The 264-nt window shown below is 66.3% G+C and carries 1 pseudogene; it reads left to right on the top strand.

Going from position 1 to position 264, the window contains the following annotated elements:
• Window positions 1–34: 34 nt before the first annotated feature.
• Window positions 35–264 (top strand): annotated as a pseudogene (locus F0U47_RS20850) (HAD family phosphatase); the annotation flags it as partial.

Raw genomic sequence — 264 nt, 5'->3', positions numbered from 1 at the left:
CCGAAAGTGTTTTTACCGCAGGAGTGCGCAGTCCATGGTCGAAGCAGTCGTGTTCGATGTCGGCAAGGTCCTGGTCGAGTGGGAACGCGATCTGCCGTTCCGCGACCTGTTCCCCGATCCGGCCGAGCGCGCGTGGTTCATGGAGACCGTGATCCCGCTGGCCTGGCACGGCGAGCACGATGCCGGGCGCGATGCGGAAGAGATGATCGCCGCCCGCAGCGCCGTATACCCCGACCACGCCCACCTGATTCGCGCCTGGCTGGG

It is taken from the genome of Nocardioides antri (assembly GCF_008373765.1).
In the GTDB taxonomy this organism is placed as follows: domain Bacteria; phylum Actinomycetota; class Actinomycetes; order Propionibacteriales; family Nocardioidaceae; genus Nocardioides; species Nocardioides antri.
This window is presented reverse-complemented; position numbering and strand designations above follow the sequence as displayed.